Origin of the sequence: Jutongia hominis (assembly GCF_014384965.1) — a bacterium.
In the GTDB taxonomy this organism is placed as follows: domain Bacteria; phylum Bacillota; class Clostridia; order Lachnospirales; family Lachnospiraceae; genus Butyribacter; species Butyribacter hominis.
In genome coordinates this window covers 79193-97182 of record NZ_JACRSW010000015.1, presented here as the reverse complement: position 1 = coordinate 97182, position 17990 = coordinate 79193, and the positions used below count along the sequence as shown (strand labels likewise).

Genomic DNA, 17990 nt, shown 5'->3' with positions numbered 1-17990 from the left:
TCTAAGTCATCTGTCCGCTCATAATGCGTTCCGTTGATCGCATTGTATAGACTAAGCAATGCCTCTTTGTTATTAAAAAGCATTCTAAAAACGGTATCTTTGTAGTTTCGCTGCATCTTCAACTGTTGTTTCTTCATAATACGCTCCTTTACAGCCGGATAGATGATCTGTCTGGTTTTGAAAAAATGACAGTTTCCCCGGTCTTGGTGACAGGAGCCTTAAAACTCCTGCTTTGATAGTGAATGAAAAGCATAGAGTTCTAAAGATAATATAAGAAATTAAGATAATGCCCGATAAGCTCTGGCATTAAAGAAAGTATTAGATTTATGCTTTGGTCTATTGTAACAAATAAGGGTTATTTTTACAATATTTTTTCTTGTAGAAATGTGTATCGTGTATATAAAAAGAACAACTTACAAAAATTGCAATGATTTAAAATCATGTTGCAAATATCGTCCAAGATATCCTTTCATAAAACGTGTCAATTCTTTTTGTACAGCATCTGTCACCATAAAAGAATATAAGCGTTCTAACGGAGCTGTCAAAATAAATTGCAAGGTATACAAGGCGTCCTGAGTTAAAATTACCGGGTAAGCACGTTTCAGATCCGCCTGCTTTGCCGCACATTCCTCACAGACCAGTCCTCCTGCCGAAAAATATACCATGTGCGTTCCGGGCTTATGGCAGAAAAGACATTCAAAAAGTTCTAATCCCTGACCCTGCATCTGCATCATACGCATCTCGTAGATCACACGAACCAAAGGAAGAGAGACTTTCCCTTTTTGCATAGCGATCAATGTCATATATAAAAGTAATAATTCCTGTGAAGCTTCCATGTTTTCTCTTGTAAAATGCTGTGCCATTTCTGCAAAATACGATGCATAGCAGGTCATGTCATAGTCAATGGTAATATCTTCAAAAAACTTTTGTATGATACCGGACTTTACATTATAAGAGTTTCTTCCCTCGTAAAGTGAAAATTCTCCAAAAGTAAAAGGGATGGTACAGGCAGCCAGAGTGCTGCTTGCTTTTCTCGCCCCCTGTGCAAATGCCGATATCCTCCCTCTTTCTCTTGTAAGGATTTCCACACGTCTATCGTACTCTTTGATCGGAGATGCTGTTAATATCATCCCCGTGACTGTTACCGGTTCTCTCATGGTTACTTCCTTCACTTTTCATCCGGGACACTCTTTGCACAACCCGTGGATCACACATATGCTGTATTTGCTTTTTATCTTCCGTTGCTGTGCTGTTGTGTCCCTGATTTTTTCTTTCTTCCTTGCAATATGATAAATAATCCTGTACTTTACCTGTAGTGGCAAATTGCTTCCATAAACTATCTTCGTTCATTTCCCTATGCCATCCCTTTCTTCTCTCTGGTCAAAAATATCTTTTGCCAGAACATTTGACTGATTCCACAAAAAAGCTCTTCCGATCCACGAACCCGACTTTTTTTGTATGAATCTATCTATGATTAGAATGGCATTTCAAAAGCATTTATATACTTGGTATCTTTTGGATATCTAAGAGTTTACTCATCATAATCGCTCTTACGGTATCCAAAGTTCTTGATCAAAAAATCGCTGTCGCGCCAGTCTTTTTTGACCTTTACCCAAAGTTTTAAATTCACCTGACAGTCAAGCAGATTTTCAATATCATGTCTTGCCTGCGAGCCGATCTTTTTAAGCATCGCACCTTTCTTTCCGATAATGATCCCTTTGTGGGAATCTCTTTCACATACGATCGTTGCATCAATATCAATGATATCCTGCTTCTTTCTTTCCTTCATCTGATCGATCGCTACAGCAATTCCATGTGGAATCTCATCACTCAGATTGCGAAGTGCCTTCTCCCTGATCAATTCTGACACGATCTGTCTTTCCGGCTGATCCGTGATCGTATCTTCATCATAGTAGCAAGGTCCTTCTTCCAGATATTCAAACATTGTATGCAAAAGCTCATCTGTGTTCTCACCTTTTAAAGCAGAGACCGGAATGATCTCTTTGAATGGTACAATGTCTTTATAAGCATCAATGAATTTTAAGATTTCGGCTTTGCTGACGGTATCAATCTTATTGATCACTAAGATCACAGGTGTATCAATCTTGTTTAACTGTTCTGCAATGTGGCGTTCCCCGGCACCGATAAAGGTCGTCGGTTCTACCAGCCAAAGCACAAGATCTACTTCACGCAAAGTACGTTCCGCAACTGAAACCATATATTCCCCAAGCTTATTTTTGGCTTTATGGATACCCGGTGTGTCAAGAAAAATGATCTGTCCTTCTTCACCGGTATAAACGGTCTGGATCCGGTTACGGGTTGTCTGCGGCTTGTTCGATGTGATCGCGATCTTCTGACCGATCAAATGATTCATCAAGGTAGACTTGCCAACATTAGGACGGCCGATCAATGTTACAAAACCTGATTTAAATTTCTTCATTTGCACACTCTCTTTCTGTCTGTATTCCTCTTTTTATTTCTTATGACAATGGTTTGATACTTTCAAAAATCCCGCTTTCTTCCTGAATATGCTGCTCATTTCCAATAACACATACACTTCCGCTTTCTGTGACAGCCTTGATTACAGTAGCAAGTTTTCGAATATCTTCTATCGAGCAGGCAAGCACCTGATCTCTTGTTTTTTGTAATTCTTCAATGGACTGTTCGGTCAGATATGCTGTGATTGAACGACGGCCTTTCATATTCGGTGTCAATGGCGTATCCATACCGCTGATCGTTCCGATGATCGTCTTTGTCACTTCTCTTTCCTGTGCATCATAATTTTCCAAATAAGCTGCTGCGTTACGATACGTATCGATCGTAGCTTGCAAGTTCGGATCTCTGTAAGAAGCAAAATAACCCTCGCCAACCCGGTTAAACTGGCACGATACACCATAAGCACCACCCTTGACACGTACTTCATTCCAAAGATAGTCAAAGTTTAACAGATGACGTACCACACGCAATGCGCCATAGTTATGTGCCACCTCTGAGAAGTCACCGCCTACTGCAACATATTGAATCTCAGCCGGTGTAGAGAACGCTTCCTGTGTCACACCAAGCTTTGGTTCAAATGTTTCTAACTTTGTAAGGCTGTCTGCCTCTGCTGTCCTTGCTTCATCCTGTTCGAAATTTTGAAGTCTTTTCAGGAAACCTTCGAATTCATTTTCAAATGCTTCATAATCTTTTTGGTTACCGGTAATCGATACCAAAAGATCCTGTTTATGCAATGCTTTTGCAAGAATCGCTTTGCATCCGGTGATCAGACGCTCTTTTTCCTCGTCAAAATGTTCATCAAGCTGTACCAGATAATCATAATAACCAAGTCCTACGCTTCTGTCATTTAACCAGCTGCTTTTTGAAAACTGTGCTGCTGCTCTTCCGGCTGCTGCCTGATGTCCTGCTGACATCAAACGCACTTTTAAGCGTGATCTGCTCTCAGCAACAACTTCACGCAAATGTTTTTCATCAGTAAATAGCGTTTCAAAAAGCATTTCTGCCATCAGATCCAAAGCCTGCGAAATCTTACTTCTAAGTACCTTTGTACGGGCTTCAAACTTGATCTGATAAGCATTTTTATCATTGCATTTACAATAAATTCCAACGTCTGTTGCAATTCCACCGGTATAAAAGTTTGTTTCTGTATCAAACGCTGTATAGCTGTGCTGCTGCGTATCCATATAGCCTAATAATGTTGTCAAAAAGCTCATCTGAGGCATATATTCCTCAAGCTCATCTGCATGAAAGAACAGTCGCAGATAAATAATATCATTTGTTGTGATATTATGATGCATGACTTTTACACCGGCGATCTCTTTTTCATCAAGATAAAACGGTGCAACTTTTTTATCTATATCCTCTCTCTTTAACATCGGGATCTTTTCTAAGATTTCTTTTGGTGTCGGCTCTTCCTGATAGGCTTTTAAGTCTATTGTCTCCCGAATCAACTGTGCAATCTCTTCTCTTGACAGACTTTCTTTATAAGCTTTCAGTTTATCCTTGGTCTCCTGCTCCACCTGTAATGCCAGTCCTGCATTTGGTTTCATCTCAACAAGAACGGCATGCGTATTATCAAGGAGATACTTCTGTATCAACTGCTCATAATAATCTGTATCCAGCTGCTCGCGCAAAAATGTATAACAAGGTTCGTATTGCAATGCTGCATATGGCATTGTATCATCATATAACCATGTCTGATACATTTTCAGGCTGTATAACAATCCTTTTGGGAATGTACCAAAGTCCGCTTCTCTTTCTCTGAATTCGGTACCATTGATCGCTGCCTCCAACGCTTTTTTATCTAATCCTTCTTTTACGATCTTAGCTAATGTATCACGAATCACTTTTTCAAATTGTGTCTTTTGTCCGGCTTTTGCATTTTTCGTTGTGATAGCAAAATAACTCTGCCTTAAAATATCACAAAATTCCACATCAATGTCCGAACCGATACCGGCATCTAAAAGAGCCTGCTTTAGCGGAGCTCCCGGCATATCGACAAGCACATAAGAAAGCATTTCAAAGGCTTTGCAAACCTTAGGATCCAATGTCACATCCATTGCCGCTGCAAAAGCGTAATATGTCTTTTCTGTACAATCAGCATCCTGTGCAACCGCATATTCCTTTTCTAAATCTTTGACCTGATCAAACGGCTTTTGCAACGGAATTTCAGAATCTACCGTGATTGCTGTGAAGTTTTGCAAATATTCATCATTGAGGAATTGTAATCTTTCTTCAATATCCATATCACCGTAAATATAAATATAACTGTTTGACGGATGATAATATTTTCTATGAAAATCCAGATACTCTTCGTATGTCAGTTCCGGTATAAAGCGTGGATCTCCACCGGACTCCTGTCCATAGGTATTGTCAGGGAAAAGACTGTTCATCACAAAACGCTCTAAGACACTTTCTTCCGAAGAATATGCCCCTTTCATTTCGTTATAAACGACACCATTGTATGTGATCTCATCCTCTTCTTTTTCTAATTCATAATGCCAGCCTTCCTGCTTAAAGATCTCCTGGTATTTGTAAATATTCGGATAGAATACAGCATCCAGGTAGACATGCATCAGATTTTGAAAATCTTTCTTATTACAGCTTGCTACCGGATACATCGTCTTATCAGGATACGTTGTCGCATTCAGATAAGTATTCAAAGAACCTTTTACCAGCTCTACGAAAGGATCTTTTGCCGGAAAATTCTTCGAACCGCATAAAACGGTATGTTCTATAATATGTGGCACACCACTCGCATCTTTAGGCGGTGTACGGAATCCGATATTAAATACTTTGTTTTCATCTTCATTGCTAAATACAACAACTCTCGCCTGACTCTTTCTATGACGAAGTGTCAGAACAAAGCTGTCTGCTTCCTCTACAAATTCTGCCTTGATCAGCTCATACTCCTGCGGAATCTGAACTTCTTTGATATCTTTAATACTTGCTGCCATCTATAACCTCCTGTGACTCTATAATTTGCAAAAACGTGCATATGCTTCCTGCCATGCTTCTTTTTCTTTCGGTTCATATACCTTCGTGCCAAAAGAATGATCTAAGATTTCACACTTCTCTTCTCTGGTATGATACAGACCGAGTGCTTTCATCTGTGACATGACATTTCCAACGGCTGTCGCTTCACTTGCACCGGTGATCACCGGAATGCCAAGTGCATTTGCCGTAAACTGATTCAAAAGCTCATTCTGGCTTCCTCCACCAACAATATATAGCTTTTCTTCCCAGTGAATATATGGTTTAAGAGTATCATATACCTGGCGATACTTCAATGCCAGACTCTCTAAGATACACCGCACCAAAGCCCCGTCTGTCATCGGAACAGGCTGTCCTGTCTGCTTACAGTATTCCCGAATCTTTGTGATATAATCTCCGGGCTGCATAAAGTCATCCGGGCAGATAAAGCTTTGCAAAGGCTTTTCCTTTGATGCAAGTTCTGCCATTTGCACAAAACTGTAATCTCTGCCCTGTGATGCAAAGTTACGACGGATCTCCTGTGTGATCCAAAGACCTATGATATTAACAGTCGGACGATACCCTCCATCTGCAGTACCTTCATTTGAAATCTTGTTTTTTACGATCGACTCTCCCTCTAACATCTTTTTAGAAGAGATTCCAAGCAAAGACCATGTACCGCTTGAAAGGAAAGTATATTCTTCTTCCTTTGCCGGAACGGCTGCTACTGCACATGCCGTATCATGTCCCGGAGCGGAAATGATATGAAGGGACTTTTGTCCTACTTCGGCTGCCACATCAGAACGAAGTAGACCCAAATCTTTTCCGGCAAGATCAACCGTTGTAAACATTTCTTTTGGTATACGAAGCTGATTAATCATATAAGCAGACCATTTCTTCTCTTTCATGTCATACAGCTGCGTCGTTGATGCGATCGAGTATTCCGTATGCATCACGCCAGAGAAAAGATACTCGATCAGATTTGGCATCAAAAGCATCTTATTGGCACTCTCCATCAAAGAAGGCATTGTCTTTTGCATATAATAAATCTTATATATGGTATTGTATGCCAGACTGGCAATGCCTGTATGGGCAAATGCTTTTTCTTCGCCTCCGAGTAACTCTAACGCTTCCTTCATATTCTGATCTTCCAGAGCACTGTCACGATAACTGCCGGGAATTCCAAGTAACTCTCCCTCTTTGGAAAGGAAACCACAGTCTACTCCCCATGTATCAAAGCCAACGCCGCTGATCTCGCTTTTACATAAGCTTAATCCCTTTTTCATCTCATCCATCAGACTTAATATGTTCCAATACGCATGTCCGTTTAACACACTGAAGTTATGAGGGAAACGATGAATCTCTTTTAAATTGATCTTTTTTCCGTCAAAAGATGCCAGCATCCCTCTTCCACTGCTTGCACCCAGATCAAATGCCAATACATTTTTTTCTGTCATGTCTTTTCACCTTTCTCTAACAGAAGAACACCCTGTGAAAATTTGTTCACGGGGTGCATCTCTTCATTTCTCTTTATTCTAGTATAATACAAGTCTTTTTTCTTTTCTACCTAAGATTAACGAAATCCATTATATTTTTTTATATAACGCACAAATTCGCTCTCTTTTAGTGGTTTTGAGAAATAATATCCCTGCAGATAATCACCGTTAAGTTTCCGGATAATATCCATTTGCTCTTCAGACTCAATTCCTTCGGCAATGATCTTCTTACCTTCTGCTTTGATCATCGGCATCATATCATTAAGAAACTGGTTCTTTCCGGTTGCATATGACCATACCAGACTTTTATCAATCTTTACATAGTCGACCGGAAGTTCCAAAATATTTGCTATTGTTGAAAAGCCGGTTCCAAAATCATCTAATGCAACTTTAACTCCTTTTTCACTAAAACGATGCAATGTTCTGTCTACGGCTTCTTTGTCCGTAAATTCGCTTTCGGTGATCTCCAGATGAATATGATCCATTGGAATATCATATTCCTTGGCAATCTCAACAAACCGTTCGATCAGATTATCATAACGGCATTGTACCGGCGACAAGTTGATATTCATTTCTTCAATACCATAATCAAAAATATGATACTGGCTTGCAAAGATACATGCCTTACGGAAGATCTGTTCTCCCAGGGCAATAATGGAATGGTTTTCCTCCGCAATATGAATAAAATATTCCGGATTGATATAATTCTTCTCATGGTCTTTTAAACGTGCCAGCACTTCAACCGATGTGATCATATTCCTGCTAAACGAATATATTGGCTGTAAATTAATCTCAATGCTGTTATCCATAATTGCTTCTTCCACAAGATGCGCCACTTCTTTAGCTCTTGTAATATCCTGGATCGCCGTCTTGCCAAGATGGATCAGCTCACCCGGCTTATGATGTCCTTCATGGTCTGATCGTGCATAATGAATTCTTTGCATGATCTCATCAAATCCAATCTCATCTTCCGGATAAAGTACCTGATAAAAACTGTACTCATGGTTAATAATCTCATCATCGATGATCCAGACTTTCAGCAGATTTTCTTTCAGATAATCATATAACTCTTCTACCTGTTCTTTCGTATCAAGTAATATTGCAAAAGAAGATGATCCGACATGAAAAATAACATCTGCATGACATTTTTTTTCGATCAATTCCAGGATCAGCTTTTGCACTTTCAGTAAAACTTCATCACCATATACACTTGCCATTGCACCAAAATTTCTGACACGCACCATAAAACACGCTGTCGGCACATGATATGCGATACGTTCATATAAACTTTCTTCAAAGCCATTCCGGTTAAAACTTCCGGTTACATTATCCACATAAAAATCCGGACTCTGCAAAGAAAGATAATAGACGTATAGAAAAAGCACGACAAATACATTACAAAAAATATAACTCTGGCTGTTAGATACATCTCGGAATGCAACCGTCAGGAAACATACCAGCATACAACTGCACATTAATTTTCTCCGCAATGAATACTCTCTTGCCCCATACCATAAATAGATCAAATCTGTAATCAGATAAATACATAACACAGCTATCATCAGATAGGCAATGATCGTCTTATGATATTCCCCTTGCAATGAGATTGTATAATACCAATGTGTCCATGGTGACAAAGCAATGATCAGAATCATAATCCCAAAAAGACAAAGATCAATCTTTACACGCAATGTCTTTCGGTCAAGCCGGTATGTCAGAGACATCACATGCCAATGTGTTGCCATGACACAAAAAAGTCCAATGATCATTGTACCGGTATAAATAGTTGTATTCAGCAGAACAGATGTACTGTACCGCATCGTAAGAATATAATCCGCTGTTGAAAAACTACATAACATCATCACACAAAGCAATACCTGAAAAGTGATCACTTTTTTAATAGGAAGCTGTCTTTTGAATAAGTCAGTAAAAAATAATAATGCCAGAAATGCAGCGGATGCAATTTCAAAATGTACTTCATTGATCATTCTCTACCTCCTAACTGCGCAAATAAAATATCGGATTTATCATTTTGCAATACAGCTGATACTAAATTTCCCTGGATATAAGAAATATCCAAATCGCATAAGATGCTAAGCTGCGTCTCGCTATTAACACCATCAAGATAAATACGCCATCCGTTTGCAAGCAGCATATTGATCATATATTTGAGTTGTTTGCTGCGTCCGTCACAATAGGTACATACAATATAATGGTTGATCTTAACAGCATCAAACGGCAGATTTAATGCCTGTTTTAAATTACAGACACTCACGCCAAACTGATCAAACAAAAGAGAAACACCAAACTTTTTCAAGTACATCATCCCCTCACGCAACGATTCGTACCGCACCGTCTGATCGATCGTAATTTCCAGACAAAGCTTGTCAAACGGAATTTCATATTTTTCAATGATCTTTACAAACTGCTTTGCCGCATCTATTCCTGAAAGCTTAAACGGAGCAAGATTAATATGGATGCGATCCATATTTTTATCTAAAAGTTTCTTGTCTTTGATGTATTGGCAGCAACTGTCAAAAAAACGGAAATTAACATCCCGGCTATAGCCAACTTCCTGCATGATCTCCCAGATCTTTTCCTGTGAAATTGGTGTACCATCCGGTAACTGTTCATCCGGAAGTAATTCATAGGAAATCCTTCCTTCCGCATCTGTCGACTGGATCGGCAGTATATTGATCCTGTATTTATGGTTTGCAATTTTGTTGTTGATCACGGATAATGCCTCCAGATCCTGCTGGATCTCTTTTTGTCTTTCTCCCTGATAACGAACCAAAACATCCCTGTTTTGCTGTTCCTGTGCAAGCTTTCTTAAGCTGTGCTGAATACGGTTAAAGTCCCTGCTGATAAAAGAAGCGTCTGCAAAATCAAGCACATAGAAGCCACATACTAATGATATATTTTTATCATTCATACGAACATAAGACGGAATAACCTGTCGCAATATTTTATGATATTTTTCAGCAGCTGCAATATTTTTTGTCATGATGACATATTCAAATGAATGCTTATGATAAACCCCACGGCGATTACATACCTGATTCAGAAGCTTTCCAAAATCATGGTGCAGCTTTTTGATTTCTTCCTGCGTACAGAAATTCGTAATACTTTCCGTATTGCTGATACAAATTCCAAGACAGGCAAAGTTTTCTTTATAATGTGCCTTTTCTTTCACAACCAGATTAAACCCGTCACGCCCAAAACACCCACTGGAACGAAAACGATATTGGTCAATATTATGTAACAACATATAATATACAATGGATATGAATGCCAGTGTATAGGATAGCACACCACTGTTACAATATCCTGTTGCTACCAGTATATCTGCTGCTATAATCCCTATATGGCACCAGAAAAAAACACGCCGCTCTGTCTTTCGTAATATCCTGGTGCAAGTCAGCAAATACCATAATCCTGTCAACATACAGAGTAAAAACAATCCATGCTGGATATAATATATTGTTTTATATGCATGAATATACACCGCTGACTCATCGACCAGACAAACCATTACCGAAAGCACTGCCCTTGCTATAGATACCACGATAATCATGGCAGATAACAATTTCAAACGCCACAAATACTGTACACGCATTCTGCGTACAACTGCAAGATCGTACAGCAAAAAAAGATAAAAGATCAGTGCTCCGAAAAAATTTTTCACTACATCTGATATGCAATAAAATATATTGCCGGATTGCAAGGAAAGACCTGCCAGATATTCAACAAAACTGTCTACTGCCAGAAAGATACTTCCTGCCAGTAAGATATCCCGAAAAATTCTATTTTTACGAAGATCCAGCCAGTTCTTATAATTATAAAAGATCAAAGTTATAATGAGCATTCCTGCTGCCGTTACTTCATACGGTAAATTCATATTGAACCCCATTTCTATTCTTTACTTTTCGCGTATGCGTTAAAACATTCTACATCCATTTTTTATAATTTGCGATATATTGTATAACGGTTTTTGCCACCATTCTTAGAACAATACAATGCTCTGTCGGCCATACCATACAACATCTCAAAGTTATCTGTGAAATCCGGTGCAACAGCAATGCCGACACTACTTGATATATGAACCTCTTTGTCATTATTCTGGTAGACTCTGCGGTTTGCTTCACATATCTTATTTGCTTTCTTTTCTATAAAACTGATCAGACTTTCTTTATCAAAGGCATCATAGGCAGCACAGACTGCGAACTCATCACCACCCAGTCTTCCGACAAAAGCGTCTTTCGGGAAGATCTTTACCAGACAATCCGCAGTATCTTTGATCGCCTGATCTCCTGAGATATGACCGAGATTATCATTTACATTTTTAAAGTTATCAAGATCAACCATAAAGAAAATATAATGATAACCGCCTTTAATGTCTTTCAGGCATTCTGTTACCTTTTCTTCCATTGTCTTTTTATTCAAAACACCTGTTAAAAGATCGTTTTCCGCTCTCTGCATTAAGTTTCTCTCTTCTGTGATCTGCTGATCTGCACATTCGATCTTACCAACAAAACGCTGATTCAAGCCATACCGGTTATCCTGCACTAAAGTACCTGTGATACGATACCATGCATACTGGTCATTGACATCCCGGATACGGATCTCTGCATTAAAGTCAGTTTCCGTACCATCAATAAACCGATGCAGTCTGCCTCGTATTGATTTATCATCCTTATGCACATAGTTGTAAATGTCATAAACGGCTTCCCCATAAAAAGGCTTTAACTCCATACCGAACATTGCCATGGAATCGCCGATAAAACGCAATCTTTTCGGTGCCTGCTGGAAATCAAATAATAATGCTTTCTCACATTTATTCACCAATGCAAACAATTCTAACACTTCATGTTCACGACGCTGTTTTCCGGCACAGATCACCATATAGCTCATCCACACGATCCATATTACTCCTGTAACACACAACAATAGAACAGTTCCCTGGCTCAGCTTAAAATGATCTGCATTGACTGAGGTTGTTGCCGACATAAAGACATAATAAAAATCTCCCTGTGTGCTTGCACAGATCACTCCAAAATATTTCTGTCCGTTATAACGATATTTTAGTGATACCGTCTGATTTTTAACGATTGCCTCTTCTACCGATGCATTGTTACCACTGGAACTTAATATAGACGCATTGTGCATATAAGTATAAAAATTATTTGCTTCCCCTTTCAGAAAATGGCTAAATTGCTTTCCTCCGGTCATATAACGCCCATTTTCAGAAATCGCCGTACAGCATCCATTTTTAGAATATCCCCATTGATCCATGATTGCGTTGATCTTGCTGATCTTTATACAGCAAAGCAATACACCGATCGTTTCTTTATTCTTGCAGATCGGTGTGCAGATCAAAATTGCCGGATCCCCTAACGGCAGATAGATCAGCTGATCATATAGCTGTGTCTCCTGCTGATAAACTACCTTGTCATAAATCTCCTCTTTTGTAAGATCAATAATAAGTGCATCACCATAGATCGTGCCCCCATTCATATTTAAAACACTTATACTGTCATACACATCTTTTTGTGTTGTCATGATCTGGTTGATCGTATTTTTATCGGCAGTATTATTTAATCCAACTTTTGCAAAATTGATCGCAAGCTGTCTGGCATAATCCATCTTATCCGTGATCAAGCTATCTAACTGCTGCGAATACATTTCTGCATTATTTGTCAGATCGTTTTGTGTTATTTTAGCGGAACCATCCAATGCATCCCCAACTGCTGCCATTAGAACAAACGCTGAAAAAATCAGAATACAGATCAAAATGATCAAATCTCTGAAAGTGCATTTTAAAATTTTTTTCATATATGCTCCATCCTTTTCCTTTTTATTACAGTTTTTCTCCTTAGTACTGTTATTTCATTTTGACGTAGGATTTCCAAAATAAATCCTATGTCTTGCAGAATTCCCCAAAACTGCAATTATATTTTCACGTATCAATATCTCACCTTTTCAGTATAGCATATATTATTCATTTTTGCCAAATTTTTAACATTTTGCAGTCATTTTGTGTATAAAATCACAAATTCGCAACACAGGAAAGCTTGTTTTCCTGTGCAGAATTTGTGAATGCGGGAGTTTGACAGCAGTAAAAATAATAAAAATGTATATATTTATCGTTCCTTCCGAAAAGAAAAACGGCCACAGCACCCATATCTACTGGGTTTGTAGCCGTTTTGTCATCTTACAACTGTCAAAGATGGGAGTATAACCGAAAAGCATATGTTTTACAATGCTTTGACACACCGCTTGAAAACCCACCTTACTTTGAATTTTCATTCCCTATTTTCTTGAAAATTTTATCGGTTTTCCTCTCATATTTCCATTTTTATCAATATAATAATCCATTTTTTCTGCTACTTTTGCCTTTATCTTTTTTCTCTTTAACTGGGTCATTTTCCCGGATTTTATTATATTTTTTGTATATGTACAATATTTTTTATCCAGATATAAACCATTTATCTGTTCCATAATTGTTCTGTTACTTGCTATCTTATAGCGCATGCTTTTATGATGAAATCCACTCAGAATATAATTACCTTTTTTGCAAATCGGATACCCTGAACCTGTCGAAACAATCGTTGTTATAAGCTCTGCCTTTCCATTTACATTCTGATATACATCCGCCCATACTGCATTTTTTCCCTCTACTTTACATACTGCATCTGTCACCAGCAAAATATCATTGCCCGAAGCATCATGAATTTTTGCTGTATATATTCCGTCAGCAAACTGTTCATTCTTCTTTAACTGCTTTACCAGATCACCATATATATCTGGCTTAGTTTTTGCTCTGCATACGCTGCCGCTAAATCCTGTCACCATCGCTGCCGCAAGTAAAACAGCTAAAAACTTTTTTAAATTTTTCATAATCTTTATTCCCCCAAATTCTGACTTTTTATTTAAAAAAACTCTACCACATAATTTTTACAATCACGTTAATTTTTTCTTACATATTCATTATTTTTTGCAATCCCGATACCATTTCTTCTACATATTCATGCAGCTTTTTGCCTGCATTTTCGCCATACTGTGCAATGATCTTTACAATCGCACTTCCTACGATCGCACCGTCCGCGACCGCACTATACTTTGCTACCTGCTCTTTTGTATTGATGCCAAATCCGATCGCAACAGGCGTATCGGTCACACCACGGATAACTTCCACGATTTCAGCCAGATCGGTCTTGATCTCGCTTCTTGCTCCGGTAACACCCATAGAAGATACGACATAGATAAATCCGGTTGCTTCTTTTGCAAGCATTTCAATACGCTGCTTCGATGTCGGTGCGATCATTGTGATCACGTCTACACCATGTGCTTTTGCGATCGGTACTAACTCGCCTTTTTCTTCGTAAGGAAGATCCGGCACGATCAGACCGTCTACGCCACATTCCTGACAGCGTTTGCAAAACTTTTCATAGCCATACACAAACATTGTATTCAAATATCCTAAAAATACGATTGGAACATCGGTCTTCTTGCGAAGAGAAGCTACCATATCAAAAATTTTATCGGTTGTACAGCCGGCTTCTAATGCTCTGATATTCGCTTCCTGGATCACAGGACCGTCTGCGATCGGATCGGTAAACGGAATACCGAGCTCGATCAGGCCTGCCCCTGCATCTACCATTTCCATTACAAATTCTTCTGTTTTATCCAAAGTCGGATCTCCTGCTGTCAAAAATCCGATAAACGCTTTCTTATGATCAAATGCATTTTTTATTCTACTCATGTAAATCAATCCCCCTATATCTTGCTATTGCAGCTACGTCTTTGTCCCCACGTCCTGATAAGGTACAAATGATGATCTGGTCTTTTCTCATCTTTGGTGCGATCTTTAACAGATGGGCAACGGCATGAGAACTTTCGATCGCGGCAATGATTCCTTCTTCTTTTGCAATATATTCAAATGCTTCTACTGCTTCCTCATCGGTAACCGGTACATATTCTGCTCTTCCGATATCTTTCAGATAAGCATGCTCCGGTCCGACACCCGGATAATCAAGTCCGGCCGAGATCGAATAAACCGGGGCGATCTGACCATATTCGTTCTGACAGAAATATGATTTCATACCATGAAAGACGCCTTCTGAACCGACTGCCATCGTTGCGGCTGTCTTATCGGTATCCACACCATGTCCTGCTGCTTCACATCCGATCAGCTTGACATCTTTATCATTGATATATTCATAGAAGGATCCCATGGCATTGCTTCCACCACCGACACAAGCCATGACAACGTCAGGCAGTCTGCCTTCTTTTTCTAAGATCTGTGCTCTGGATTCCTTACTGATCACACTTTGAAAATCTCTTACGATCGTCGGGAACGGATGCGGTCCCATAACAGAACCAAGTACATATAAAGTATCATCGACTCTTGCCGTCCATTCCTGCATACAGGCATTGACCGCATCTTTTAATGTCTTTGTACCGCTTTCCACTGCATGCACTTTCGCTCCAAGCAGTTCCATACGATATACATTTAATGCCTGACGGATTGTGTCTTCTTTTCCCATGAAGATCTCACATTCCATACCAAAGAGTGCGGCTGCGGTTGCGGTTGCAACACCATGCTGTCCGGCTCCGGTCTCTGCGATCAGTCTGGTCTTGCCCATTTTCTTAGCAAGAAGCGCCTGACCAAGTACATTGTTGATCTTATGTGAACCGGTATGGTTTAAATCTTCTCTTTTAAAATAGATCTTTGCACCGCCAAGTGCTTTTGTCATCTTTTCTGCATAATACAAAAGAGATGGTCTTCCGGCATATTCACGGTTTAATGTATCTAATTCCTGTATGAATTCAGGATCATTTTTATAATGCTCGTAAGCGTCTTCTAATTTATGTATCTCATTCATCAATGTTTCGGGGATATATTGTCCACCGTGTTTTCCAAATCTTCCTTTACTCATATTTACCTCTTTCCTTTGCTTATGCAACCTATCTTACTTTTATTTTACCTGCCTGTATCATACTCTGTAAAGCATTTGCATCTTTTGATGCACGCATCATTGTCTCTCCGACTAACACAGCATCAACCTGCTTTGCTGCAAGTGCCTGTATATCTTCATTGGTTCTGATACCGCTTTCTGATACAAAAAGAATATCCTCAGGAACAAGTTCACGCAAACGCATACTATTATGAATATCTACCGTAAATGTTTTCAGATCACGGTTATTAACACCGATCACTCTCGCTTTTGCCTGCATTGCTCTTTTAACTTCTTCTTCATCGTGTGCTTCTACCAAAGCACTGAGTCCGAGGCTTTCAGCCAAAGCAAGATATTCGCTTAACTTTTGATCATCTAAGAGTGCACAGATCAAAAGAACGGCTGATGCTCCGATCACCTTTGCTTCATAGATCATATACGCATCTACTGTAAAATCCTTACGAAGCAATGGAATGGACACTTCCTGATGAATCTCTTCTAAAAAACGGTCTGCTCCCTGAAAATAATATGGTTCTGTCAATACGGATATCGCACTCGCACCTTCTTTTTCATAAGCCTTTGCAATCTCTACATATGGAAAATCTTTTGCAATGATACCTTTTGACGGTGAAGCTTTTTTTACTTCACAGATAAAGGAAACACCCTCTTTTTTTAATGCTTTTTCAAATGGAAAACCTGTATTTGCATCCATTTTCTGTGCTTTTTCTTTTAACACTTCCAAAGGGAGTTCTTTTTTCTTTGCTTCGATTCGTTCTTTTGTCTTTTGTGCGATTTCTTCTAAAATATTCATACTTTTCTTTTATCCAATCAACCTTTTTACAAAAGAATGGATTGTTCTCCTTTCTTCTCTTTTCGTCCTGTGCTTAACGTTTCACACAGCAAAAACATCACAGCGAAAGCCTAAATATCGCCTGCCATAACAGTTTTTTATGCCTGTGTGCCGGCAATGAAACGCTCAAGCTGTGCTTTGGCTTCGCCATTTAAGAGAACTTCTTTTGCTTTTTTAATACCTTCTTCGATCGTGATCGTTCCATCAGCAATATAGATAGCTGCTCCGGCATTTAATAAGACGGCATCAAACTTAGCATCCTCTTTGCCACCTAAGATATCTAATGCGATCTGTGCATTTTCTTTTGGATCACCACCGATCAACTCGCTCTTTTCGCATGTTTTTAAGCCAAACTGCTCCGGTGTGATCTCATAAGACCGGAAATTGCCGTCTTTTACTTCACATACTTTCGTTGGTGCGCTCAATGAGATCTCATCCATTCCGTCTGTTCCATATACGACCATAGCACGTTTTACACCAAGATTGCTAAGTACATGAGCAAGCGGTTCTACCAGCTTTTCTTCATACACACCAAGAAGCATCTGTGTTGCTCCTGCCGGATTGGAAATCGGACCTAATACATTAAACATGGTACGGATTCCCATCTCCTTACGGACTGCACCGACAAAACGCATTGCCGTATGGTACTTCTGTGCAAACAGAAAGCAGATATTGATCTCATTTAACAGTTTTTCACTCTTAGCAACATCTGCATCAATCTTTACTCCCAAGGCTTCCAGACAATCTGCTGTGCCACATTTACTGGATGCTGCGCGGTTACCATGCTTTGCCACCGGATATCCTGCTGCCGATGTTACGATCGAAGCAAGTGTTGAAATATTAAATGTATTCGAACCATCTCCACCGGTTCCGACAATCTCTAACACATCTTTATCATTATGAAATTCGGTACAGTGTGCTCTCATAACTTTTGCGGCTGCCGTAATCTCGTCGATCGTTTCGCCTTTGACAGCTAAGGCAGTCAAAAAGGAAGCCTTCTGTGCGTCTGTTGCTTCTCCTGTCATGATTTCTTCCATAACACTTTCCATTGTAACACTATCGAGATCTTTTCCATTTACTAATTCTTTAATTGCTTCTTTGATCATATTGTCGTCCTCTCTTTCTGATAAGCCGCTCTCCGGCTTGTTTTTGATACATTATCTGACAGTATTTTCTAATGATGGATTTTTCCAATCGTTTATGTTTATTTTCTTTTTT

13 protein-coding genes are annotated in these 17990 nt (G+C 39.2%); all 13 read right to left on the bottom strand.

Annotation, left to right across the window (positions count from 1 at the left end; all coding sequences use genetic code 11):
• Positions 1 to 413 precede the first annotated feature (413 nt).
• Complete coding sequence (recO, locus tag H8700_RS04825; protein ID WP_249303900.1) at positions 414 to 1157, bottom strand: DNA repair protein RecO; 744 nt, start codon at positions 1155 to 1157, stop codon at positions 414 to 416.
• Positions 1093 to 1350, bottom strand: a complete 258-nt coding sequence (locus H8700_RS04820; RefSeq protein ID WP_249303896.1) for a hypothetical protein — start codon at positions 1348 to 1350, stop codon at positions 1093 to 1095. Before H8700_RS04820 ends, recO begins: the two co-directional genes overlap by 65 nt.
• Positions 1351 to 1531: 181 nt before the next feature.
• Positions 1532 to 2440: a GTPase Era gene (era, locus tag H8700_RS04815; RefSeq protein WP_022141000.1), complete on the bottom strand. Its 909-nt coding sequence runs from the start codon at positions 2438 to 2440 to the stop codon at positions 1532 to 1534.
• A gap of 40 nt (positions 2441 to 2480) precedes the next feature.
• On the bottom strand, positions 2481 to 5453 hold the full coding sequence (locus tag H8700_RS04810; protein ID WP_249303893.1) for an insulinase family protein: 2973 nt from the start codon (positions 5451 to 5453) through the stop codon (positions 2481 to 2483).
• 18 nt (positions 5454 to 5471) lie between these two features.
• A complete protein-coding gene (locus H8700_RS04805; RefSeq protein ID WP_249303891.1) occupies positions 5472 to 6926 on the bottom strand; it encodes a rhamnulokinase in 1455 nt (484 codons plus the stop codon).
• A gap of 116 nt (positions 6927 to 7042) precedes the next feature.
• Positions 7043 to 8953: an EAL domain-containing protein gene (locus tag H8700_RS04800; RefSeq protein ID WP_249303889.1), complete on the bottom strand. Its 1911-nt coding sequence runs from the start codon at positions 8951 to 8953 to the stop codon at positions 7043 to 7045.
• Positions 8950 to 10863 (bottom strand): EAL domain-containing protein, encoded by a 1914-nt coding sequence (locus tag H8700_RS04795; protein ID WP_249303886.1) that lies wholly within the window; start codon positions 10861 to 10863, stop codon positions 8950 to 8952. Before H8700_RS04795 ends, H8700_RS04800 begins: the two co-directional genes overlap by 4 nt.
• A 62-nt stretch (positions 10864 to 10925) precedes the next feature.
• Positions 10926 to 12797: a sensor domain-containing diguanylate cyclase gene (locus H8700_RS04790; RefSeq protein WP_249303884.1), complete on the bottom strand. Its 1872-nt coding sequence runs from the start codon at positions 12795 to 12797 to the stop codon at positions 10926 to 10928.
• 477 nt (positions 12798 to 13274) lie between these two features.
• A complete protein-coding gene (locus tag H8700_RS04785; protein ID WP_022141006.1) occupies positions 13275 to 13862 on the bottom strand; it encodes a hypothetical protein in 588 nt (195 codons plus the stop codon).
• 79 nt (positions 13863 to 13941) lie between these two features.
• Positions 13942 to 14727 carry a tryptophan synthase subunit alpha gene (trpA, locus tag H8700_RS04780; RefSeq protein ID WP_249303882.1) on the bottom strand — a complete coding sequence of 262 codons (786 nt, stop codon included), beginning with the start codon at positions 14725 to 14727 and terminating at the stop codon, positions 13942 to 13944.
• Positions 14720 to 15904, bottom strand: a complete 1185-nt coding sequence (gene trpB / locus H8700_RS04775) for a tryptophan synthase subunit beta (protein ID WP_249303880.1) — start codon at positions 15902 to 15904, stop codon at positions 14720 to 14722. The genes trpA and trpB overlap by 8 nt, the downstream gene beginning before the upstream one ends.
• Before the next feature lie 28 nt (positions 15905 to 15932).
• Complete coding sequence (gene trpC / locus H8700_RS04770) at positions 15933 to 16733, bottom strand: indole-3-glycerol phosphate synthase TrpC (RefSeq protein WP_249303878.1); 801 nt, start codon at positions 16731 to 16733, stop codon at positions 15933 to 15935.
• Positions 16734 to 16870: 137 nt separating this feature from the next.
• Entirely contained in the window at positions 16871 to 17878 is a 1008-nt protein-coding gene (gene trpD / locus H8700_RS04765; protein ID WP_022141010.1) for an anthranilate phosphoribosyltransferase, read from the bottom strand.
• Positions 17879 to 17990: the final 112 nt, after the last annotated feature.

Excerpts from the sequence above, each read along its gene's own strand:
- H8700_RS04820 (WP_249303896.1), bottom strand. The coding sequence starts at position 1,350 with ATGAACGAAGATAGTTTATGGAAGCAATTTGCCACTACAGGTAAAGTA.
- H8700_RS04795 (WP_249303886.1), bottom strand. The coding sequence starts at position 10,863 with ATGAATTTACCGTATGAAGTAACGGCAGCAGGAATGCTCATTATAACT.
- era (WP_022141000.1), bottom strand. The coding sequence starts at position 2,440 with ATGAAGAAATTTAAATCAGGTTTTGTAACATTGATCGGCCGTCCTAAT.
- trpA (WP_249303882.1), bottom strand. The coding sequence starts at position 14,727 with ATGAGTAGAATAAAAAATGCATTTGATCATAAGAAAGCGTTTATCGGA.
- H8700_RS04785 (WP_022141006.1), bottom strand. The coding sequence starts at position 13,862 with ATGAAAAATTTAAAAAAGTTTTTAGCTGTTTTACTTGCGGCAGCGATG.
- recO (WP_249303900.1), bottom strand. The coding sequence starts at position 1,157 with ATGAGAGAACCGGTAACAGTCACGGGGATGATATTAACAGCATCTCCG.
- H8700_RS04805 (WP_249303891.1), bottom strand. The coding sequence starts at position 6,926 with ATGACAGAAAAAAATGTATTGGCATTTGATCTGGGTGCAAGCAGTGGA.
- H8700_RS04810 (WP_249303893.1), bottom strand. The coding sequence starts at position 5,453 with ATGGCAGCAAGTATTAAAGATATCAAAGAAGTTCAGATTCCGCAGGAG.
- trpB (WP_249303880.1), bottom strand. The coding sequence starts at position 15,904 with ATGAGTAAAGGAAGATTTGGAAAACACGGTGGACAATATATCCCCGAA.
- trpC (WP_249303878.1), bottom strand. The coding sequence starts at position 16,733 with ATGAATATTTTAGAAGAAATCGCACAAAAGACAAAAGAACGAATCGAA.
- trpD (WP_022141010.1), bottom strand. The coding sequence starts at position 17,878 with ATGATCAAAGAAGCAATTAAAGAATTAGTAAATGGAAAAGATCTCGAT.
- H8700_RS04800 (WP_249303889.1), bottom strand. The coding sequence starts at position 8,953 with ATGATCAATGAAGTACATTTTGAAATTGCATCCGCTGCATTTCTGGCA.
- H8700_RS04790 (WP_249303884.1), bottom strand. The coding sequence starts at position 12,797 with ATGAAAAAAATTTTAAAATGCACTTTCAGAGATTTGATCATTTTGATC.